Source organism: Spongiibacter sp. UBA1325 (genome assembly GCF_002306875.1).
In the GTDB taxonomy this organism is placed as follows: domain Bacteria; phylum Pseudomonadota; class Gammaproteobacteria; order Pseudomonadales; family Spongiibacteraceae; genus Spongiibacter; species Spongiibacter marinus.
In genome coordinates this window covers 143,986-159,481 of the sequence record NZ_DBTD01000006.1, presented here as the reverse complement: position 1 = coordinate 159,481, position 15,496 = coordinate 143,986, and the positions used below count along the sequence as shown (strand labels likewise).

Here is a 15,496-nt window from a genome sequence, read left to right as displayed (position 1 = left end):
CTCGATTCTAAGCGCTGACCGCATGGAATTCATCTATAGCGCACTAAATCCTCGCAGCGGTTTAATGTGGCAAGAAATCGCCACCATTTACATCGAGCGCGGCACCGGTCAGCGCTCGAGAGTACTCCGACCCCAAAAACACAGCGGCTTTGGCGCAGTCGCCGTCATCGGGTATACGGCGCAGCGGGATATTGGCAGCTACAGCAGCTTTTTGCTCTTCGACACTGGGGCCGCCAGCCTCTGCATTCATTTGGAAATAGCCCTCGACCGACGGCCCCCACATCCAGCCCATATAGGCCGAATTCACACGAATATTGTCAGGCCCCAGTTCTAGCGCCAGGTGAGCGGTTGCACTGGCAAGCGCCGCCTTGGAGGCGCCGTAGCCGCCCTGAGTCGGCATGGGTTTGCGGGTTACCATGGTGTTGATCATCACGATCGCGCCGCCACCCTGCTTCTTCATTTGCGGCACGACTTCAAGCGTCAGCCCCATGGTGCCGAAGAAGTTCACATCCATGGCGTCTCGCCAGCTGTCCAAATCTGCCTCAGCGATAGGCCCAAAGTTTCCGGGGTTGTAGGCACTGTTAAACAACACGTCGATACGGCCAAATTCGGCAATTGTCTTGGCAACCAGCTCTGCACATTGCTTGCGGTCACTAATATCGGTAGCCACCTTCAATACCGCATTGTCTAGGCCCTCACTGCGAATCAGGGCTTCAGCATCATCGAGTTTACTGGCGGTGCGGGCACACATCGCCACTTTTGCTCCCTGGCGCGCGGCTTCAAGGGCCAGCTCCTGCCCCAAGCCCGGGCCGATACCCGACACAATGACGACTTTGTCTCTAAGCAACATTTTGACTATCCTGTTTAATTATTCGAATTACTTGTCCCTGAAGCCTACCTAGGCTCGACCCGAGCAGCACCACCCGAATGGGTGGAAGCGCCAAGCCAGAATATACAGCGAGGAAACATGCACCTACGTCGATATACCACCTCAGCACTACTCTGCCTGGCCGTGAGCACGCCTGCGCTCGCCGACACATCGCTGCGCCTACAGGCTTCAACGATAGGCGGTGGCGCGGAGCTTGGATACAGCTTTTCCCCGCAATTTGGCATTCGCGGTGGCGCCTTGTACGGCAGTTTTAAACTGGACTTTGAAGGGGATGACAACAACGGTATTGAGGGCGATGAGCTCAGCTACAAAAGCGACGTCGATCTGCGCAATGCCTATCTGCTGACCGACTGGCACCCCAGTGGCAAATGGTTTCGGGTAAGTGCAGGCATATTAATTAACAACAGCTCTGCCAAGGTTATTACCCGCTGCGAAGAAAACTCTCCCGTACCTGGCACAACAAACTGTGAGTTCGGCAACAGCCGCTTTTCGCCCGCGATACTCGGAGATGTTATTACCAACATCGACTTCGAACCGGTGAGCCCCTACCTCGGTATTGGTTGGTCCAGAGCTACCGGGCAAGGTTTTCACTTCAGCGCCGACGTGGGCGTTGCCTACCTCGGGGACGCCAACGTTAAGATCCGCTCGACGGGGAGCTGCAACACCAACCAGCAATGTCGAGAGGAAGTCGCCGCCGAACAGCGCGAAGTTGAAAATGAATTGGATGACTTGAACCTGTTGCCTATCGCGATGCTCGCGCTGAGTTATCGGTTCTAAGGCCAAATTAGATATTTAAAGACCCGACGGGAAGCGAATACGCACCTCAGTTCCTTCCCCTAAGGCAGACAAGACCTCAACCTGCCCTTTCAGCTGTTGGCTGACAAGATTAAAGACAATATGCATGCCCAGGCCACTCCCGCCTGCGCCGCGCTTGGTGGTGAAAAACGGTTCAAAAATCTTTTCTCGCGCCTCTTCATCCATACCGCAGCCATCATCGCTATAGCAGATTTCAATATCGCCGTCGCATTCGGTTACCACCACGCGTATGCGGCCGGCTTCACCGCCTGGAAAGGCATGCATAAGGGAATTCATCAGCAAGTTGGTAAATATCTGCGAGATCGCGCCCGGCACGGAGTTGGCTTCCAGTGACGCCTCACAGTCTATTTCTACAGCGATCTGCGTATTCTTCAAGTTTGGTCGCAGACTCAGCAGGGTTTCATCAAAATAGCTTTTAAGATTAAATTTCCTGCGTTCAAAGCTGGTTTGATCCACCGCCACCTGTTTAAAGCTGTGCACTAAATCTGCCGCTCTGCGCAGATTATTGAGAATAATCTCGGTGGACTGCATGCAGTGTTCGAAGTAATGCTTCAGACCACTGCCGGTCAATTTCCCTTCGTTGTAGGCCTGCTCCGCTTCTATACTCTCGGCGCGCAGCGTCGACGCGGCCGTGACACTCACGCCAACGGGGGTATTCACCTCATGCGCCACACCGGCCACCAGGCCACCCAGTGAGGCCATTTTTTCAGTGGCGACCAACTGTTTCTGTGTTCGGTTCAAGTCCTCTACGGCCTTGCGAAGTTCAGTATTCGCCGCATCGGCCTGATGTATACGGAGCGTCAGCTCTTCCTTCGCGCTCGCCAAGTCAGTATCACGGGTGGCAATGTGGGAGAGCATGACATTAAAGCCATCGATTAATTCTCCGACTTCATCGTCGCCATGCTTGTCGGCGCGCAAACTATAGTCACCCGACAGCGACACTTTTCGCGTGGTATCGAGCAACGCAAGAATCGGCCCGGCAATGAGTTTCTGTAAAGTATTGGATATAACAAAAGCAATACCCACACTGAGCAGAAGCATAAGCAGCAGCAACATAATATCGAGGCGGGTACTTGCCCACAGGTCGGATAGCTGACGTTCAATCACCAGGCGCCCAAGGCGCTCGCTGCCGAGCCAGACATCGCGATTCACTGTAAGCACCTGCAGCTTGGAGGCCTTCACGTCTAACAGGCTTAGCGGGCAGTCCTTGGCATCACTGCCGCGCACATAACTGGCAAATAGCTGCGCTTGTTTGGTTTCCCCTTGATACAAACACGCGCGATGGATTTCCGGCATGCCACGCAGCGATGACAATATTTCCTCAGCGGCCTGGGAGTCTGAAAAACTCATTGCCGCCGTTGTATTGAGCGAAAAAACCTCTGCAACGGCCAGCAAATTCTTCTGGACGGTTTCCCGTACGCTAATCCAGTTATACAGCACGAAAACCGTTTCGATCATCACCAACACGATCGTGACCGTGCCGACAATCGACACCAGTATTTTTCGCTGTATCGGCAAATCCCTTAGCATCAGGAACTACCCTTCGCAGCAGAGCGGCGCACCGTTCTCGCCAAGCTCAAAAGCCGCGAACTCACCGACATACCGGAGCGGTGGATATTGGCCTGATTGATATCAAAGCGCAGCTTACCCGACACGATAACAAAACTGATCATGCCGCCCGCATCGATAAAGTCGCCGTTATCGGCGATGGTTAAGATGTGGTCCTGGGGTAATTTTTGCAGCCAGTAGCGCTGTAGCTCTCCGCTATTATCAGCGAGGTATAGCACCTCGCACCCCTCGCTCTCTTCGGGGAGGAGTATCAATCGGCTGCGTATGCCGAGGTCATTGCTCGATTTCGACTTGATTAATGCGGAAAGCGCGATGGCAATGTCGCGGTCACCGACCACGCATATATCAATTGCCTCCTCGCCACCCCGTATCGCCGCTGGGGGCCAACTGATAAAGCGCGTGAAGTTAACCAGATACGCCGCCTTAACGCGCTGCTCCAGGCCTTGCCCAAACGCATTGCCGGCCAGGCCCAACACCAAAGCTATTGCACAGAACCGCCTGCCCCAAATCATTAGAACATCCAGCTCAATTGCGCTTGCACACTGCGCCGTATCTCTACGCCGCCACCAAACTCCGCATGGGCATCGTCATTGAGGTTACTCACGCGCACAGACGCTTCGAGCTGGTCGTTGATACGCCACATCACATTCATATCAATTGCCGCGTAGGCATCAACATTTTGATCATCCAGAGAGCCAATCCACCGTGCCGCAACGAACAGCGACCAGCGATCATTGATATCCCAATCCAGGCGCGTTTTCAGCTGATGACTGGGATCGTTGGCATCGGCATCAGCAATAGACTGATCCAAACTGCCCGGCGGAGTGGAGGCATCCAGGTCGAAATAGCGATAGCTGGTCAGTAACTCGATGTTTGCTCTTGCTCGCCATCGCGCGGTCAGCTCAACACCATGGCTGCGCGCGCTGCCAATATTATCGATTAATATCGGTGGCGGCGTCTGAGGGTTAGTCAGGTCATCAGTGAGTCCACGCAGCTCCTCGTACTCGTTATAAAAGCCGGCGATGTCTATGGACAAACTGCCGCTCAACTGCTGACGATACCCCGCCTCCAGCGCGGTCAATTCCTCGGAGTGAAAACTGCGATCACCGCCGAAAAAGCCACCCGAAAAAGAGACATCTTGATCCAGACGATTGGGAATGCGAACCGCCTGAGACCAGGCTGCCCATACGGTGCTGTCGGGATTAATTTTATAGCGAGCCCGAATACTTGGTTGAAACTCATCGCCACTGTAATCGTTGTGCTCGAGTTTAGCGCCCAGAGTGAGGCGCAGGCGCTTGTTTAAAAAATTGATTTGATCCTGGATAAACAAATCATAGGTTTCGTCCTCGCGCTTGCGAGGGCTAAAGTCGGTGAGAAAGGGGTTAACATCGCCGATGTGATCGCGACTAAACCTAAAGCCACCGCCGATCACCAGCTCCTGCCGCTGCCCGATCTGGCGATTATGCTTCACTTCGAAATCCAGCAGGCGTCGCTGCTCAGAGAAATTCAGTCGATTGTTAAAAGCGCTGCGATCATAGACGAGTTGGTATTCTGAATTCGCCGTACCGGCATGCTGCTGACTTAGACGCATGATCAGATTTTCGCCGCGGTGATATTCTTGCTTGCCCCCTGTCGGCACAGCCACGTGGCCGCGGTAGGCATCACCCTGAACGGTTAAGCGCAGCGCATCCGATAATTTATTATCAGTGCGAAATCCCGCTTGGCGGTGTACCCACTCATCACCGCTATCCCCGCCACTGGCAGCTTGCTGTTCGCTGTGCCACTGACTTTTGGCATAGACACGATAGAAACCGTCGCCAGCAAACTCATCGCCGTACCTCGCCTCGGTATAGCCTCGATAGTTTCCACCGCCGCCCGCGGCAACCCACCCTCCGAGCGTGTCCTTGGCTGAGCGCGTAACGATATTCACCACGCCATTGACAGCATTCGCCCCCCATAGCGCAGCGCCGGGGCCACGTATAACCTCAATGCGCTCTATGTCGCGCATCACAGTATCTTGGGTATACCAAAATACGCCGGAAAATAACGGCGTATATAAGCTGCGACCGTCCATTAATACTTCGAGTTTATCGGCAAGTGTGCTGTTGAAACCGCGAGCGGTTACCGCCCAGCTATGTGAATCAACCCTTGCTACCTGCAGCCCTGGCACCAAGCGCAGGGCCTCGGCAAGTGTGCGCACGCCGCTGCGGCGAATATCCTCCGCGTCCAACACAAACACTGCCGCGGCAGTATCTTGCAACGGCTCCGCCCGCCGCGAAGCCGAGACCACCTCGATATCCATTAGGTCTTCGAGACTGAGTTCGCCAAGTGTTTCCAACGACGCTAGCTGGATTGTTGACGAGGCGGCGCTCAACGAGAAAGTGACCAGGCCGAGCGCAATACCCGTTTGCAATAAAAGGCGCATAACCATTGTCCGCGTCATTGTTGTTATTTGCTTAGTGGATGACTATTGCATCCACTTTTCAAACTAGGACAAAAGCGCCAACTGCACCATTGCAGCTTTTACCTACTCAGGCCTCCACTGCTGCGGCTTGACGGTATTTTTCTTGGAGGGGTTTTTTATACATTTTCCCGTTGTCCTTCCTCGGTAACTGCGCCTCAAAGAAAAACGCCTTCGGGCACTTCAATGCCGAGACAGAGTCACGACACCAGCCTCGCAACCGGTCAGCCAGCTCTGCATTACCAGTGCACCCCTGCTCTGACTGAACCACCGCGACCACTCGTTCGCCAAACTCCTCATCTGGAAGCCCAAACACGGCGACATCAGCGACCTCTGGGTGAGCAATCAGGGTATTCTCCACTTCTTGAGGATAGATGTTCACTCCACCTGAAATAATCATAAAGTCGCGGCGATCGGCCAGATAGAGATAACCCTCGTCATCGACATAACCCATATCACCAACCGTAGCCCAGCCCTCGCGGTGATGAGCGCCAGCGGTCTTCTCCGGTTCATTGTGGTATTCAAAGTCGCCAAAGCCAGAGAAGTAAATCATCCCGGTTTCGCCGCAGGGCAATTCATTGCCATCGTCATCGACGATGTGTACCTCGCCCATCAAAGACTGGCCCACTGAGCCAGGGTGTGCGAGCCACTGCGCGCTATCAATGGCGGTCATGCCGATACCTTCACTGGCGGCGTAATACTCGTTGATAATCGGCCCCCACCATTCGATCATCTTGCGCTTCACATCAGCGGGACACGGCGCCGCCGCATGCGTAGCCGCCTTCAAGGAGCTGAGATCGTATTTGCTGCGCACCGCTTCAGGCAGTTTCAGCAGGCGGATAAACATAATGGGTACCCACTGACTGCAATCCACACGGTATTTTTCGATCGCTTGAAGCGACAGCTCTGGGTCAAAACCGTCCATCATTACCACCGTACCGCCCAGAGCCATTGCCGCCATAACGCTGTGCATGGGGGCCGCGTGGTAAAGTGGCGCCGGCGTCAGATACGTCGATTCACTATTAATCCCCAGGAACGCAGCAATACCCTGCATAACGGCTGGCACCTCGTCAAAGGTTTGCTCGGGTAGGCTGGGTTTAATGCCTTTTGGCTGGCCGGTCGTTCCCGAAGAGTACAGCATCGGAACCCCCGCACATTGCTGCGCTAGCGGTACCGACGGACACTCGGCCATCGCCGCTTGCAGGGAGTCAAAATTGGGCGCCTCACCAGCGCTGATAAACCAGTGCTGTACGGCCGGCAGTGCCGACCTATCTAGTTGCTGCGCCGTTTCAAGGTAGCGAGGTGAACAGATAAACAGCTTGGCCCCTGAATTTTCCAGGATGTACGCCACTTCGGCAGGCCGCAAATGACTGTGCAGTGGCGTGAACACCAAGCCGCTGCGCTGGGCTGCCCAGGCAATTTGAAGAAAGCAGTGGCTATTTTCCATTTGATAGGCAATGTGGTCCCCGGCACGTAAACCGCGGCTGTAAAACAGTTGGGCGAGCTGGTTGGACTGGGCATCCAACTCGGCATAAGTCATCACCTCACCCGTGTTGGCAAGGATACAGGCGGCTTTTTGCGGTTGTTTCTGGGCGTGAAATTGCGGGTGCTGCACGATAGTCACTCCATAAAAATTATTATTGTTTTCGCTCACTACTTTTCTAAGTAGCTTGCTGACGATAAGCGCGCAGCGCTCTGGGATCAAGCCTTGCTCATACCAAAAACACGAGCCAAGACAAGCGGGAATGCGCGGCCATTGTTGTCAGTGAACACATTACCTATACTGGCAAGCACAATGTATTCAAACACAGGGAATCGGCAAATGAGCGCTTTTGACCAACTCATGGCAGCGGTGCGAGGCAGCGACGGCCTTTACACGGCAAATGTTGACGAAAGCTGGCTGCAGGGCCGCACCGCATTTGGGGGGCTTAGTAGTGCCCTGATCGCCCAAGCCATGCGCAGTGAGATAGAGCCAGCCCGCCGCTTGCGCTCCCTGGCAGTAAGCTTTGTTGGCCCGGCCCCCGCTGGCAATCACCAAGTGGCACTTCGCCACTTACGCGACGGCGGCTCGGTTACCCACATTCAAGGAGAGCTGCGCTGTGAGGGTGAAGTGGCTACCGCGATCAATGCGACGTATGGCAAGGATCGTCAATCTGCGGTCGTTGTCGAGGGACCGGCGATGCCGACCTCGATTCCGGCGCCGCAGGACTGCATGCTACTGCCTTTCATTGACGGCCTGACGCCCGCGTTTACGCAACACTTTGATATGGCGCTCGCCAGCGGTCACCTGCCATTATCGGGGGGAGACAGCGCTGATTTTTCACTGTGGCTGCGTTTTCGCGATACCACTGCGCTCACCGAAAGTGCGCTGATTGCCCTGGCAGATGCACCGCCAATGCCAGGCCTGAATATGATCAAACCGCCTGGGGTTGGCAGTTCGTTGAGCTGGTATTTGGAGTTTCCCAATGCGGTAAGTGCCGGCGATACAGCCGACAACTGGTGGTTTATGGACTACCGCAGCCAAGCCGGGAGTAATGGTTACTTTTGCAACTACGCAACAATTTGGTCACCGAGCGGCGTGCCCATAATGTTTAGCCGCCAAGTCGCTACAGTGTTCGAGAAGTAATGGCGTAGGCCAGTAGAGTCGTAACCAGAAGAAAAAGAGCGAGCCTGTCACACATGGCAGACTCGCATTGAGTCGTTATTTACGGCTGAGTGTTCTGAATGCTCTGTGCCGAATGGTCTTTAAAGTAAAGACGAAATGGCACGTTGCGCTGCTTGCCCAGATAGATGTAAAAACCGTAGCGGTCGTTGGCATAGTCCTGAACGAACTCATAGCGAGGGCTGATCGCTGGTGCCTCCGGGTCAACCCGAGGGGCAGTAACCAGCACTTCCTCTATCTCGGTTGGCGGTTGATCGCCCGATGCCGGTAGCGACACCAGTACACGATATTCTGTCTTGCCGGGGACATTCTCCACCGCCTCAACGCGCGCACCCGAGACCGTATCAATAAATCCTACCTGGCTTTCAATAATACCGCTTTGTCGTGAAACCGTTTGTGCCGACGGCTGCGGCTGAGCGCAGGCGGTAACTGCCACCCCCAGCAACAGTAAACCGGCGCAAGACAAGCTATGACGCATAGACATGGGCGCATTCCTTTTTATACCGATAATGCGGGAATGCTAACACCTGGCCAAAGGAATAACAGCCAGCTATTTGCGTTCCCACGCTATCGCTAGGCGCAAAAAGCCTCGCCCACGGCTATTTTGCTGCCCAGCGCGGCAAGGCTGCGCGCGGAGCTACCCAGCATCATTTCGTTGTGACGCAACCACGTACAGTAGCGCCACAGCGGGTAGTCGCGGTCAATGCCCGTGCCACCGTGCAAGTGCTGGGCGGCGTAGCTAACCCGATGACCAACATCCCCTGCCCACACTTTCGCAATCGCCACTTCGACACTCGCGTCGACACCATCGTCGAGACGACTGATCGCCTGATAGCAATTCAAACGCAGGCATTCCACGTCGATAAAACAATTAGCCGCGCGGTGGCCCACTGCCTGAAATGTCGCAATCGGCACGCCAAACTGCTGGCGCTCGGCCGTGTAAGACGCGGTCATCCGCATCGCTTTATCACTGGCACCAAGTTGATGCGCGCACAATGCTGCCGTCGTATGCTCGGCGACCGAAGCGAGCAACTGCTGCGCCTGCTCCCCGCGGGCCAGAATATTCTCTGCGCCCACGCGCACATTACTGAGCGTCAGCCGGTATTGTGGCTCGTAAGTCGTCACTTCCATCGCTTCAAGCGCAACACCCTCTGCCTGACGAGGCAGCATTACAACAACGGCCCCGTCACCGTCGGTCGCGGCCAGCAGTACATAGTCAGCTTGCGCCGCAAAGGGAACGCAGAGCTTCTCACCGCTGATCAGCACCGCCTCGCCGTCAGCCCGCGCACTGCATACACGCGGCTGAGTGGGGTCCTCATTGTTCGCTTCCATCAACGCGGCTGTGAGCAACTGTTCACCGCTCACCACTCCGGGCAGTAAGCGCTGCTTTTGCTCGGCACTGCCGAATTGCTGCACCGGCATCGCCGCCGAAATACAGTGAGAAATAAATGGCAGCGGAGCAATATTTCGCCCGACTTCTTCTGCAATCAGGGCCGCTTCAAAAAAACCGAAGCCCATACCGCCATATTGCTCTTCAATGGCAACACCCAGCAGCCCCGCCTGAGCAACCTGCTGCCATAGTTCGCGGTCAAAACGCTCCGCCGCGTAGCTGTCGTACTTGGCGAGCTTTTCCGCTGTTACCTGTTCGCCGAGAATTTCGCGCGCAAGGTTTTGCACATCGCGCTGCTGTTCTGAAAGTCCGAAATCCATAACTGTTTTCTCTCTATTCGTTCACTCTTCGCCGGGGTAAACACGACGCATCTAGCGCGATGCCCGGGGCATCCACAAACCGGCGGCGGAAATGATGTCACGCTGAATTTCGTTGGTGCCGCCACCAAACGTAATAATTGATGCCGTGCGATACAGGCGCTCAATTCGCGATGCGATGGGGTCGGCACCCGGCGTGCGACGATTAATCAGTGACGCTTGGCCAATGACCTCGCCCAACAGGCGATACACCTCGATGAAAAACTCAGACCCGTAGACTTTCGCCGCTGAGGCATCGGCCATATCCAGCTGGCCTTCGGTCATTGCCCACGCCTGCTTGTAGCACACCAGTTTAAGTGCCTCGACACCGGCACGGACTTTCGCCAGGTTGATCTGCACCCAGGGTTGGTCGATGATTTTTCCACCCTCGGGCAGGTCAGTTTGCTGGGCCCACCGCACTACGTTATTAAACATTTCTGCAGTGGGTCCAAAGTTCACCAAACTGAGACGCTCGCGGTTCAGCTGGCTGGTAATCAGCTTCCAGCCCGCGTTTTCCTCGCCCACCAGCGCGTCGTCATTCACGCGAATATTGTCGTAGTAGGTTGCGTTGGTGCGCACGCCACCCAAGGTGACCACCGGACTGCACGACCAGCCTGGATCGTTAGTGGGCACCAAAAACATGGAAATACCTTTGTGCGGTTTCGCTGCGTCGGGATCCGTTCGGCAGGCAAGCCAAACGTAGTCGCAAAAATGCGCGAGGCTGGTCCACATTTTTTGACCGTTGATCAGCCAGCCGTCGCCGTCGCGCACCGCCGATGTTTTCAAACTCGCCAGATCGGTGCCGGCGCCCGGCTCGGAGTAGCCAATCGCAATCAAACATTCACCGGCGAGGATCTTGGGTACGATCTCTCGCTTCTGCCATTCATTACCGTGCTCGGCCAGCTGCGGCCCGACCGACTCGGTTGTCAGGAATGGGAAGGGGTAACCCGCGCGCATGACTTCTTCTACGAAAATAAACTGCTCGATGGGGCTCATACCGCGACCACCGAGCTCTTTTGGCCAGCCAACACCTATCCAGCCATCGCGCCCCATTTGCTTGAGCGCCTCGCGCCATAGCGGGCCACCGCCCTCTCCCATGCTCTCGTCGCACTCGGCCTTGAGCTCCGGCGTCATCAATGCCTCGAAATACGCGCGTAATTCTTTGCGCAGCGCATTCTGCTCTGCGCTAAACTCAACTTTCATTGTTGCCTTCCTCTGTGTCGCCGCCAGTCGTTGGCAGTTTTGGTTGACGCTTGTCACCATAATAAGCGGCCGGGTCACTGCGACAATTGCAAAAGCCGTCACCCACATGACATATGCGTTCATAACGCCTTTACGCTGCCACTCAACCATTCAGACGATAGCTCGCGCCAGCAACACTTGCGATCATTTGCGGCTGTTTACCCCTCACTCAATGGTGCCAAGGTTGCACCCTCAAGCGGAGATTCGGCATGAGTGACAAGCCTGTACAGGCGGCAATCGAAGGTTGGTATACCCTCGATACTGATACGCCCCACCTTATCGGCGCAAAGTGCGACGACTGCGGCACCTACTACTTCCCCAAAAATTTGTCCTTCTGTCGCAACCCCAACTGCGAAGGCGAGACATTTAGCGAGGTACAGCTCAGTCGCACCGGAAAAATTTGGTCCTACACCGATGCGTGCTACAAGCCACCCGAGCCCTTTGTCGCAGAAGAGCCCTTCGTTCCCTACGGCATTGCCGCAGTGGAACTGGAAAAAGAACAGATGATCGTTCTGGGACAAACGGTCAAAGGCGTCGGCCCCAAAGACCTGAAAGTCGGCCAGGAAGTCGAATTGGTATTAGAAACACTGCACGAAGACGACGAGTCGGTAAAAATTACTTGGAAGTGGAAGCCACTGGGCTGAGCCGCAGACTCGATGACGGGAGAATTCAATGAGTAACGATATCGCCATCTTGGGCGTCGGCATGCACCCCTGGGGCAAATGGGGCAAGAACTTCAGCGAGTACGGCGTGCACGCTGCGCGCGCGGCACTGAAAGACGCCGGCATTCCCTGGCAGGATGTGGGCTTTGTTTCGGGCGCAGCAACCATGCGCTGCGGCTATCCCGGTTATGTTGCCGGGGCGACCTTCGCCCAGGCATTGGGCTGGCAGGGTGCGCAAGTAAATACGTCTTACGCCGCCTGTGCCTCCGGCTCTCAGGCGCTCGCCGCCGCACAAGCAAAAATTCTTGCCGGCGAATGCGAAGTTGCCTTAGTTGTCGGCGCCGACACCACCCCTAAGGGCTTCCTCGCGCCGGCCAAAGGCTACCGCCCGGAAGACCCGGATTGGCTGCGTTTTTACCTGGGAATTACCAACCCCACCTACTTTGCACTGTATGCCCGCCGTCGTATGGATTTGTTTGGCGATACAGAAGAAGACTTTGCACGGGTAAAAATTAAAAACAGCGAGCACGGTTTCACCAACCCCAATGCCCGCTACAAGAAAAAATTTACCATGGAAGATGTGATGAACTCGGCCATGGTGGCTGATCCATTGCGTCTGCTGCAAATCTGCGCCACATCAGATGGCGGCGCGGCAATGATTGTATCTAGCATGGACTACGCAAAGCGCCTGGGCAAAGCCGACGCCGTCCGCGTGGCGGCCGTATCAACCGTCACACCCACCTTTGCCAGCGCCGTGGTGGAAATGCCCGATATCGCCACCGACTCAGCGGCTGCAGCGGGCGTAGAAGCTCACCGCTTCCGCGCGGCACTGCCAGCAAAGGCCTATGAGCAGGCGGGAATCGGCCCGGAAGACGTCAACGTTGCCGAAGTCTACGACCTCTCCTCAGCACTGGAAATGGACTGGTATGAAGACTTGCAGCTGTGCCCGCGCGGTGAGGCTGCACAACTGGTGCGCAATGGCGATACCAAACTCGGCGGCCGCCTGCCCGTTAACCCCTCGGGCGGTCTGGCGTGCTTTGGCGAGGCCGTGCCCGCTCAAGCACTGGCACAGGTATGCGAACTGACGTGGCAGCTGCGCGGCGAGGCGGGTGAGCGCCAGGTTGAAGGCGCCCGGGTCGGCATCACCGCCAACCAGGGCCTGTTCGGCCACGGCTCATCGGTAATTGTTAAGAAATAACCACGACGGCAAACCATAAAAAACGGGGCTCAGGCCCCGTTTTTTATGCGTATTATTTCAGTCCGACAGAGCCCACTACGAACACGACACACCTGTGCCACCCAAGCCGCAATACCCCCCGGGATTCTTATCCAGATATTGCTGGTGATAGGCCTCCGCATAATAAAACGGCCCCGCTGGCACAATCTCGGTCGTGATCTCGCCATAGCCCGCTGCGGTCAGCTTTTCCTGATACGTCTCGCGGCTTTGCTCGGCAGCAGCGCGCTGCGCGTCCTGGTAGGTATAAATGCCCGAGCGGTATTGCGTGCCCACATCATTGCCCTGACGCATTCCCTGCGTCGGGTCATGGCTCTCCCAAAAGCAGCGCAGCAGGGCATCAAGGCTTAATACCGCCGGATCAAATACCACCAACACCACCTCGTTGTGGCCAGTCATCCCCGAGCACACCTCTTCGTAGGTGGGATTCGGCGTATGCCCACCGCTGTAGCCCACCGCCGTGGTGTACACGCCGGGTAGTTGCCAAAACTTTCGCTCCGCCCCCCAAAAACAGCCCAATCCCACAACCACTGACTGCAAATGGTCGGGGAACGGCCCCTTAAGAGGTGCCCCCAACACCGTGTGCCGCTCCGGCACAGGCATTTCCTCACTGCGACCGGGCAGTGCTTCGCTCGCCGCTGGAATCGCACTGGGTTTGCGCAAACGGTCGAAAATACTCATCAAAATGCTCCTGTCAGTCACTTGTGGATAGGCCCACTATGCCCTGATTCACATGGGCCTGACTAGCCCTGAAACCCGCTAGGCCCCTAGCGCTGGGCAACATTGGCCGGCATTGAAATAAACGCCTAAAATTCACCCAGTTTTTTTATTGCTATTTGCCAATAAAACGGTTTAAATCGCCGCCTCTTTCAACCCTGCGGAGGATTTATGCTAGATGAAAAGCTTGGATCTTATGCCTTCTCTGGAGGCGGGCGCTGCCACGACTAACCCGATCACTGCATCGGATGAAAATCTCGATCACTTCATCGTGCGCGATGGCGTTGCCTACGCCGGCACACACCTGATCATCGACCTCTGGGGAGCCTCCCATCTCGATGATATCCCCCGTATGGAAAAAGCCTTTCTGGACTGCGTTAAAGAATGCGGTGCAACCCTGCTGCATATTCACATGCATCATTTCACGCCCAACGGCGGCGTGTCCGGTGTTGCGGTCTTGGCGGAGTCTCATATCAGCGTACATACCTGGCCGGAGCGCGACTATGCCGCCTTCGACGTCTTTATGTGTGGTGACGCCAAACCCGAATTAGCTGTCGGCATCCTGCAAAAAGCCTTCTCCCCCTCACGCATTGAGGTCGGGGAAAATCTGCGCGGGAGAATGGACGATGTCTGAATGGTTCGACGAGACCCTTCACAGCGGATACCACCAAGGATTCCGCATTAAAAAGGTGCTGTTCGAAAGCAAGACCGAGCACCAGCATCTCGTCATCTTCGACTCTGTCGATTTTGGCCGGGTGATGGCCTTGGACGGTGTTATTCAGACCACCGAGCGCGACGAGTTCGTCTACCATGAAATGCTCGCCCACGTGCCACTTTTGGCCCACGGTAAGGCGAAAGACGTGCTGATCATCGGCGGCGGTGACGGCGGCCTGCTTCGCGAAGTGCTTCGCCATGCCAGCGTTGAGCGCGCCGTGCAGGTCGAGATTGACCAAGCGGTTATCGATATGTGTGTCGAGTACCTGCCGCGGCACTCCAGCGGTGCCTACGATGACCCGCGCGCTGAAATCGTCATTGGCGATGGCATCGACTACGTGCAAAATTGTGGCCGCCAGTTCGATGTTATTTTGTCAGACAGCACCGACCCCATCGGGCCTGGCGAGGTGCTCTTCACCTCACCCTTCTACGAAGGGATTAAGCGCTGCTTAAAACCCGGTGGTGTATTCGCTGCGCAAAACGGTGTTGCCTTTATGCAACCCGAGGAAGTGCGCACTACCCACCAGCGCCTCTCGCCGTTATTCGCGGACTGTCACTTCTATGCTGCCGCTGTGCCCACCTACGTTGGTGGCATTATGACTTTCGCTTGGGCCAGCGATGACCCCAGCTTACGAGAGCTCGACCTGGAAACGCTGCAACAGCGTTTCGCTGACAGCGGCATCACCAGCCGCTACTACACGCCGGCCCTGCATCACGGCAGCTTTGCCCTTCCGCAATATATTCTCGATATATTGAAAGGCGACTGAAGCCCCGGCCTGTCCAA

Annotated in this window: 15 protein-coding genes; 6 read left to right on the top strand and 9 right to left on the bottom strand. The window is 55.9% G+C overall.

Annotated elements, in window-relative coordinates:
• Positions 1–61 precede the first annotated feature (61 nt).
• Positions 62–850: an SDR family oxidoreductase gene (locus tag B3K78_RS06510; RefSeq protein ID WP_027872900.1), complete on the bottom strand. Its 789-nt coding sequence runs from the start codon at positions 848–850 to the stop codon at positions 62–64.
• Between the two features lie 117 nt (positions 851–967).
• Here B3K78_RS06510 and B3K78_RS06505 point away from each other — a divergent pair, with 117 nt between their 5' ends.
• Positions 968–1,666: a hypothetical protein gene (locus B3K78_RS06505; protein ID WP_286694797.1), complete on the top strand. Its 699-nt coding sequence runs from the start codon at positions 968–970 to the stop codon at positions 1,664–1,666.
• A gap of 15 nt (positions 1,667–1,681) precedes the next feature.
• On the opposite strand, the gene B3K78_RS06500 is transcribed toward B3K78_RS06505, so the two are convergent.
• From B3K78_RS06500 to B3K78_RS06485, 4 genes are all read right to left on the bottom strand, one after another.
• Positions 1,682–3,235 (bottom strand): ATP-binding protein, encoded by a 1,554-nt coding sequence (locus tag B3K78_RS06500; RefSeq protein ID WP_286694796.1) that lies wholly within the window; start codon positions 3,233–3,235, stop codon positions 1,682–1,684.
• Positions 3,235–3,786, bottom strand: a complete 552-nt coding sequence (locus B3K78_RS06495; protein WP_286694795.1) for a YfiR family protein — start codon at positions 3,784–3,786, stop codon at positions 3,235–3,237. The genes B3K78_RS06500 and B3K78_RS06495 overlap by 1 nt, the downstream gene beginning before the upstream one ends.
• Positions 3,786–5,699 (bottom strand): TonB-dependent receptor plug domain-containing protein, encoded by a 1,914-nt coding sequence (locus tag B3K78_RS06490; protein ID WP_286694794.1) that lies wholly within the window; start codon positions 5,697–5,699, stop codon positions 3,786–3,788. The genes B3K78_RS06495 and B3K78_RS06490 overlap by 1 nt, the downstream gene beginning before the upstream one ends.
• Before the next feature lie 106 nt (positions 5,700–5,805).
• Positions 5,806–7,350: an acyl-CoA synthetase gene (locus tag B3K78_RS06485; protein WP_286694793.1), complete on the bottom strand. Its 1,545-nt coding sequence runs from the start codon at positions 7,348–7,350 to the stop codon at positions 5,806–5,808.
• A gap of 207 nt (positions 7,351–7,557) precedes the next feature.
• Between B3K78_RS06485 and B3K78_RS06480 the strand changes: the two genes are divergently transcribed.
• Entirely contained in the window at positions 7,558–8,361 is an 804-nt protein-coding gene (locus B3K78_RS06480; RefSeq protein WP_204996943.1) for an acyl-CoA thioesterase, read from the top strand.
• A 79-nt stretch (positions 8,362–8,440) separates the two neighbouring features.
• Here B3K78_RS06480 and B3K78_RS06475 read toward each other — a convergent pair whose 3' ends face one another.
• The 3 genes from B3K78_RS06475 to B3K78_RS06465 form a co-directional block, all read right to left on the bottom strand.
• Complete coding sequence (locus B3K78_RS06475; RefSeq protein WP_204996942.1) at positions 8,441–8,881, bottom strand: hypothetical protein; 441 nt, start codon at positions 8,879–8,881, stop codon at positions 8,441–8,443.
• Between the two features lie 89 nt (positions 8,882–8,970).
• Complete coding sequence (locus tag B3K78_RS06470; protein ID WP_286694792.1) at positions 8,971–10,107, bottom strand: acyl-CoA dehydrogenase family protein; 1,137 nt, start codon at positions 10,105–10,107, stop codon at positions 8,971–8,973.
• 51 nt (positions 10,108–10,158) lie between these two features.
• Positions 10,159–11,346 (bottom strand): acyl-CoA dehydrogenase family protein, encoded by a 1,188-nt coding sequence (locus tag B3K78_RS06465; RefSeq protein ID WP_204996940.1) that lies wholly within the window; start codon positions 11,344–11,346, stop codon positions 10,159–10,161.
• A gap of 248 nt (positions 11,347–11,594) precedes the next feature.
• Between B3K78_RS06465 and B3K78_RS06460 the strand changes: the two genes are divergently transcribed.
• Positions 11,595–12,029 (top strand): Zn-ribbon domain-containing OB-fold protein, encoded by a 435-nt coding sequence (locus tag B3K78_RS06460; protein ID WP_286694791.1) that lies wholly within the window; start codon positions 11,595–11,597, stop codon positions 12,027–12,029.
• Positions 12,030–12,057: 28 nt separating this feature from the next.
• On the top strand, positions 12,058–13,245 hold the full coding sequence (locus B3K78_RS06455; protein ID WP_204996939.1) for a lipid-transfer protein: 1,188 nt from the start codon (positions 12,058–12,060) through the stop codon (positions 13,243–13,245).
• A gap of 75 nt (positions 13,246–13,320) precedes the next feature.
• On the opposite strand, the gene msrA is transcribed toward B3K78_RS06455, so the two are convergent.
• Positions 13,321–13,962, bottom strand: a complete 642-nt coding sequence (msrA, locus tag B3K78_RS06450) for a peptide-methionine (S)-S-oxide reductase MsrA (RefSeq protein WP_286694790.1) — start codon at positions 13,960–13,962, stop codon at positions 13,321–13,323.
• A 214-nt stretch (positions 13,963–14,176) separates the two neighbouring features.
• Here msrA and speD point away from each other — a divergent pair, with 214 nt between their 5' ends.
• Together speD and speE are read left to right on the top strand one after the other, a co-directional pair.
• Positions 14,177–14,632 (top strand): adenosylmethionine decarboxylase, encoded by a 456-nt coding sequence (gene speD, locus B3K78_RS06445; protein WP_027872911.1) that lies wholly within the window; start codon positions 14,177–14,179, stop codon positions 14,630–14,632.
• Positions 14,625–15,479 (top strand): polyamine aminopropyltransferase, encoded by an 855-nt coding sequence (gene speE / locus B3K78_RS06440; RefSeq protein WP_286694789.1) that lies wholly within the window; start codon positions 14,625–14,627, stop codon positions 15,477–15,479. Before speD ends, speE begins: the two co-directional genes overlap by 8 nt.
• The last annotated feature ends 17 nt before the right edge of the window (positions 15,480–15,496 follow it).